Genomic DNA, 5110 nt, shown 5'->3' with positions numbered 1-5110 from the left:
GGTCCGCATCCGCGGGCGCGCACCGGACCGTGCCGCGGTCCTGTGCGGACCGCCGGAGCGGGCGGTGTGCGGACCGTCGTCCTCGCCGGTGCGCTGAACCGGTACGGCGTGCGAGCGCCGCGCCGGTTCCCAGCCGAGCGTCACCTCCGAGGACGGAAGGCCCCACCGGTCACGACGACCGGTGGGGCCTCCGTACGGGATCAGGACCTCTCCGGACCCGCCCTGGCCAGAACTCCGTTGCCGCGGCGGACCGCGCATGCTGGAGTGACCCGTATGGATCATGAAGCGGTGCTGGCACTGTTCGACCGGGAGATGCGGGAGGGCGCGCAACCCTACGGCTCCGACGGCGTCGTGGAGCGGGACGGCGGGGTGGTCCGGCACATCGGGCCCGAGCACGGCTGGAACGGAGTCGTCTGGTCGGACCTGACGGAGTCCGGCGCGGACGCGGCCGTCGCCGCCCAGGTGCGCCGCTTCGCGGCGGCGGGCCGCGCCTTCGAGTGGAAGCTGTACGGGCACGACCGGCCCGCCGACCTCGGGGAACGACTGCGGGCCGCCGGGTTCACGCCCGAGCCGGCGGAGACCCTGATGATCGCCGAGACCGGCGGTCCGGTCCTCGACCCGGAGCCGCCGGCGGGCGTCGTGCTGCGGCCCGTCACCGACGCGGCGGGCATCGACCTCGTGGTCGGCGTGCACGAGCGCGCCTTCGGCACGTCCGGCACCCGGCTGCGCCGCCAGTTGCTCGCCCAGCTCGACGAGGACCCGGACACCGTGGTCGCGGTCGTGGCCCTCGCCGGCGACGTCCCGGTCTCCTCGGCCCGGATGGAACTCGTCCCGGGCACGCGGTTCGCCGGCCTGTGGGGCGGCGGCACCGTCGAGGCCTGGCGCGGCCGCGGCATCTACCGCGCCCTGGTCGCCCACCGCGCCCGCATCGCCGCCGACCGCGGCTACCGCTACCTCCAGGTGGACGCCTCCGACCTGAGCAGGCCCATCCTCCAGCGGGAGGACGGGTCCCGCCACGACGTCGTAGAGACCGGCGAAGGCCTCCTGGTCCCCGAGGGCGACGCGCTGCATCAGGTCCTCCAGGTCCGGTCCTGCCGAGGGGTTCCTGCCGATGTGCACGGCTTCTTTCACGAGGGGGTCCTCCGGGGGCGGGTTTCGTACGGCTGGAATCCGTTGCCGGGGGGCCGGCGGATTGGTCACGAGCGGGTCTCTCCTGCGCCTTCGCGTGCGGACGGGCCGCAGGAAGGGCCGGCCCGGGGCGCCGGCGATGGTCCAGGACGGCGCCCCGGGGGCCTTGAGCCGGTCCGGGGGGCCGACCGCCGGACCGGCGCCCCTCCCGGAACAGCCGACTACCCCGGGAGGGGGGTTCGAAAGGAAGCCCGCACGGTCGCGCGGGACCGCGGTCCCGCGTCCCGGACCCCAGGGCTCCTTCTTTCCCGTACTTCCCACGGGACGCGACGTCCGGATGCACCCGAAGCGGCACCGGTTACGGTCCCGGTGGCGACAGCGCATCGTTTCTGCATCGAACGTGCACACGCGTCCCGTGCACCCGTTCGGTCGCCGGCCGTCCGGCGGGCCACTCCGGCCACCCGGCAGATCACTCCGGCCGCTCGCCCCGGCTGTTCTCCGCCTGGCGCAGGCCGTGGCGCAGCTGGTGCAGCCCGCGCCGGGCGTGGCTCTTGACCGTCCCCAGCGGCAGACCGGTGCGCCGGGCGATCTGGGTCTGGGTGAGGTCCTCGTAGAAGGCGAGCCGCAGGACCTCCTGCTGGGAGGCGGGCAGCTTGGCGATCTCGCGGCCCACGAGCACCCGGTCGAGGGCGCCCTCGGGACACCCTCCCGAGGGATCGGTGAGCAGCAGGACGGCTCCGGCCGACGCGACGAGCTCGGCGCGCCGCGCGCGGGCCGCCAGGGCGTCGGCGATCTTGCGCCGGGCGATGCCGATGATCCAGCCGGCCATCGGGCCGCGCTCGGGCCGGTAGCCGTGGCGGCCGCGCCACATGCCGAGGAACACCAGCTGGGTGACGTCCTCGGCCTCCCGGTCGTCGCCGAGGGCGCGCCGGGCGAGCGCGTGCACCAGCGGTGACCACCGCGCGTGGGCGGCGGCCAGACATGCCTCGTCCCCGCCGACCAGGCCGCGGGCCAGCTCCTCGTCGCCGAGTGCTTCCTGCGGCCCGGCCGCCGGTCGTCGTGTCATGGCTCACGGCTCCTCGCCTCGCACGGCTGCGTCCCGGCCGCGCGGGGTACGGCCGTACGGCGCCCGCCGGACCACGGGGCGGGTTCCGGGGGCGCCGGCCCGGGGCAACTTCCGTACACCGCCCCGGTGTCGTCATCGTGGGAGCGGAACGGCCGGGGCATCAAACCGCGTCGATTCTGCGTCGTATAGTCGGTTCATGGACGAGCCGACGGGCGAGCCGGGTGGTCACCCGGAGCCCGACACGAACGAGGCCGCGGCGGTCGGCACGGGGATGACGACCGGTGGGCTGGCCCGGCGGCTGGGGGTGTCGCCCACCACGCTGCGCTCGTGGGACCGCCGGTACGGGCTGGGGCCCGCGGTGCGCGCCGACGGCCGGCACCGGCGCTGGACGCCCCAGGACGTGGCGGTGCTGGAGACGATGTGCCGGCTCACCTCGGCCGGGGTCCCTCCCGGCGAGGCGGCCCGCGCCGCCAAGGCCGGTGACGCGGCCGCCCGGGAGCGGTCCGCCGCGGACGGGCCCCTGCGGACCGTCCTGGGACGGCCGACGACGCACGGACCGTCCGCGGGAAACCAGAGGAACCAAGACGACCAGGAGAACCAGGAGAACTGGGAAGACGAGGGGGACGAGGGAGGCGAAGGAGGCGAGGGGGACCGGGAGAAGGCCGCCGCGGACGGCGGCGGGCCGGCCGCAGGCCGCGGAACCCCCGCGTCCGGACGCCGGGTGTCCGGAGCGCCGGACCGGCCCTCCGGCACCGTGCTCACCGCGGGCGGCCGGGCGACCACGGGCGGCGGGCGCTCCCGGGCGGCCGGCCCGCTGCCGCTGGGCGACGTGCGCCAGGAGTGCCGGGGGCTGGCCAGGGCGGCCGTCCGGCTCGACGCCCCGGCCCTGGACAGCCGGCTGACGGCCCTCGTCGAGCGGTACGGCCTCACCGTCGCCTGGGAGGAGGTGATGATGCCGACCCTGCACGCCGTCGGCCGCAAGTGGGCCTCCTCCGGCGACCGCTACGTCGAGGTCGAGCACCTGCTCTCCTGGCACATCTCCACCGCGCTGCGCCGGGTGACGCCGATGTCGCCCGCCGGTGCCCCGGACACCGCGCAGGGGCCCGTGCTCCTGGCCTGCGTCCCGGGCGAGGAGCACACGCTGCCCCTGGAGGCGCTCAACGCCGGACTCGTGGAACGCGCCCTGCCCACCAGGATGCTGGGCGCCGCGGTGCCCGCGGAGGCGCTGGTCGCGGCGGTGCGCCGCCTGGGGCCCGCGGCCGTCGTCCTGTGGGCCCAGGCCCGGTCCACGGCGAGCCTCCCGCTGGCCCGGCACATCGCCGCCACGCAATGGGGCGTGCGGGGCGCCCGCAGACAGCCGACGGTGGTGCTCGGCGGCCCCGGCTGGGCGGGCCGTTCGGCCCAGGGGATGCTGCGGCCGCCCAGCCTGAGCGAGGCGCTGTCCGTCCTCACGGCCCGCTGCGCGCATACGGCGCCCGGTCCGTAGCGGTCCGCCCCGGGCGCGCCGGGGCAGACCTCAGCCGCGGCTGCGGGCGTGCTTGAAGCGCTCCAGCCGGTCGGCGAGCTCGACGACGGGGCCGGGGTAGTCGTAGGCGGCGCGCTCGGCCTCCCGCATCCGCCACGGCTCGTGCACGAACTTCCGCGCCATTCCCTCCAGTTCGGGCACCCAGCGCCGCACGTACGCGCCGTCGGCGTCGAACCGCTTGCCCTGCGCGACCGGGTTGAGCACCCGGTTGGGCCGGGTGTCGGTGCCCGTTCCCGCCGCCCACTGCCAGTTGAGCTGGTTGTTCGCGATGTCGCCGTCGACCAGCAGGTCCAGGAAGTGGCGGGCGCCCACGCGCCAGTCGACGTACAGCGTCTTGGTGAAGAAGCTCGCGGTCAGCAGACGGCCCCGGTTGTGCATCCACCCCTCGTGCCGCAACTGCCGCATGGCCGCGTCGATGAGGGGATAGCCCGTCAGGCCCGCCTTCCAGGCCTCGATCTCCCGCGCCGCCGCGCTCGGCGAGCGCCACAGGTCGTTGCGCGTGCGGTAGTCCCGTACCGAGGAGGCGGGCCGCGCCGCCAGCACCTGGTGGTGGAAGTCCCGCCACGCCAGCTGCCGTACGAAGGCCTCGCCGCCGGGGCCACCCGCCCGCCGCGCCCGGTGGACGAGCTCGACGACGGACAGTGTGCCGAAGTGGATGTGCGGGGAGAACCGGGAGGTGGCGTCCCCGGCCAGGTCGTCGTGGCGCTCCTCGTACGCGTCGACGCCGTCGCGGAGCCAGGCCGTGAGCCGTTTCCTGCCCTCCCGCTCACCGCCCGTGGCGAGCCCCTCCGACAGGCCGGACAGCTCCGCGCGCTCGGGCAGCCGCTCCGAACCCACCTCCTCGGGTACGCGCACGGCCCGGGGCGCGCCCAGCGCCGGACGCACCCGGTGGCGCTCCCAGTGCCGGAAGTACGGCGTGAAGACGGCGAAGTGGTCCGACGCGACCGGCGTGACCGCGCCCGGCGCCAGTGCGGTGAGCACCTCGTCGTGGACGTGCAGCCGGCGTCCCTCGGCCTCCAGCGCGGCCCGCAGCCGCTCCTCGCGACGGTGGGCGTACGCGCTGACCCCGGCGGCCATGTGCACCTCGTCGGCGTCCGTCTCGGTGACCACCTTGCACACCTCGTCCACCGGGTCGCCCACGCGGTACACGAGCCGTCCGCCGCGCTCGCGCAGCCCCGCGTCCAGGTCCCGCAGGGAGTCGGCGAGGAACGCCAGCCGGTTCGGGGCGGCGAAACCGGCCCGGTCGACGGCGCGGTCGCGCACGAAGAGGGGCACCACCGCGCGGGAGCCGTCGAGCGCCGCGCACAGCGGCGGGTGGTCGTGCAGACGCAGGTCGGACGTGAACAGGACGACCGAGACGTTCATGGCGGGACTCCGGGACTACGGGGGGG

3 protein-coding genes and 1 pseudogene are annotated in these 5110 nt (G+C 76.0%); 2 read left to right on the top strand and 2 right to left on the bottom strand.

Annotated elements, in window-relative coordinates; all coding sequences use genetic code 11:
• Positions 1-273 precede the first annotated feature (273 nt).
• A pseudogene (locus tag FGF04_RS37220) lies at positions 274-999 on the top strand (GNAT family N-acetyltransferase); the annotation flags it as partial.
• A gap of 598 nt (positions 1000-1597) precedes the next feature.
• On the opposite strand, the gene FGF04_RS37210 reads toward FGF04_RS37220, so the two are convergent.
• On the bottom strand, positions 1598-2194 hold the full coding sequence (locus FGF04_RS37210) for a sigma factor (protein WP_149515817.1): 597 nt from the start codon (positions 2192-2194) through the stop codon (positions 1598-1600).
• 271 nt (positions 2195-2465) lie between these two features.
• Between FGF04_RS37210 and FGF04_RS37205 the strand changes: the two genes are divergently transcribed.
• Positions 2466-3680: a MerR family transcriptional regulator gene (locus FGF04_RS37205; protein ID WP_235882692.1), complete on the top strand. Its 1215-nt coding sequence runs from the start codon at positions 2466-2468 to the stop codon at positions 3678-3680.
• Between the two features lie 30 nt (positions 3681-3710).
• On the opposite strand, the gene FGF04_RS37200 is transcribed toward FGF04_RS37205, so the two are convergent.
• Positions 3711-5084, bottom strand: coding sequence for a cryptochrome/photolyase family protein (locus FGF04_RS37200; RefSeq protein WP_149515815.1), 1374 nt, complete (start codon positions 5082-5084; stop codon positions 3711-3713).
• Positions 5085-5110 lie beyond the last annotated feature (26 nt).

Origin of the sequence: Streptomyces apricus (assembly GCF_008369065.1) — a bacterium.
Classification (GTDB): Bacteria; Actinomycetota; Actinomycetes; order Streptomycetales; family Streptomycetaceae; genus Streptomyces; species Streptomyces apricus.
The sequence above is the reverse complement of the archived record's forward strand: the minus strand, read 5'-3'. Positions and strand labels throughout refer to the sequence as shown.

Excerpts from the sequence above, each read along its gene's own strand:
- FGF04_RS37205 (WP_235882692.1), top strand. The coding sequence starts at position 2,466 with ATGACGACCGGTGGGCTGGCCCGGCGGCTGGGGGTGTCGCCCACCACG.
- FGF04_RS37210 (WP_149515817.1), bottom strand. The coding sequence starts at position 2,194 with ATGACACGACGACCGGCGGCCGGGCCGCAGGAAGCACTCGGCGACGAG.
- FGF04_RS37200 (WP_149515815.1), bottom strand. The coding sequence starts at position 5,084 with ATGAACGTCTCGGTCGTCCTGTTCACGTCCGACCTGCGTCTGCACGAC.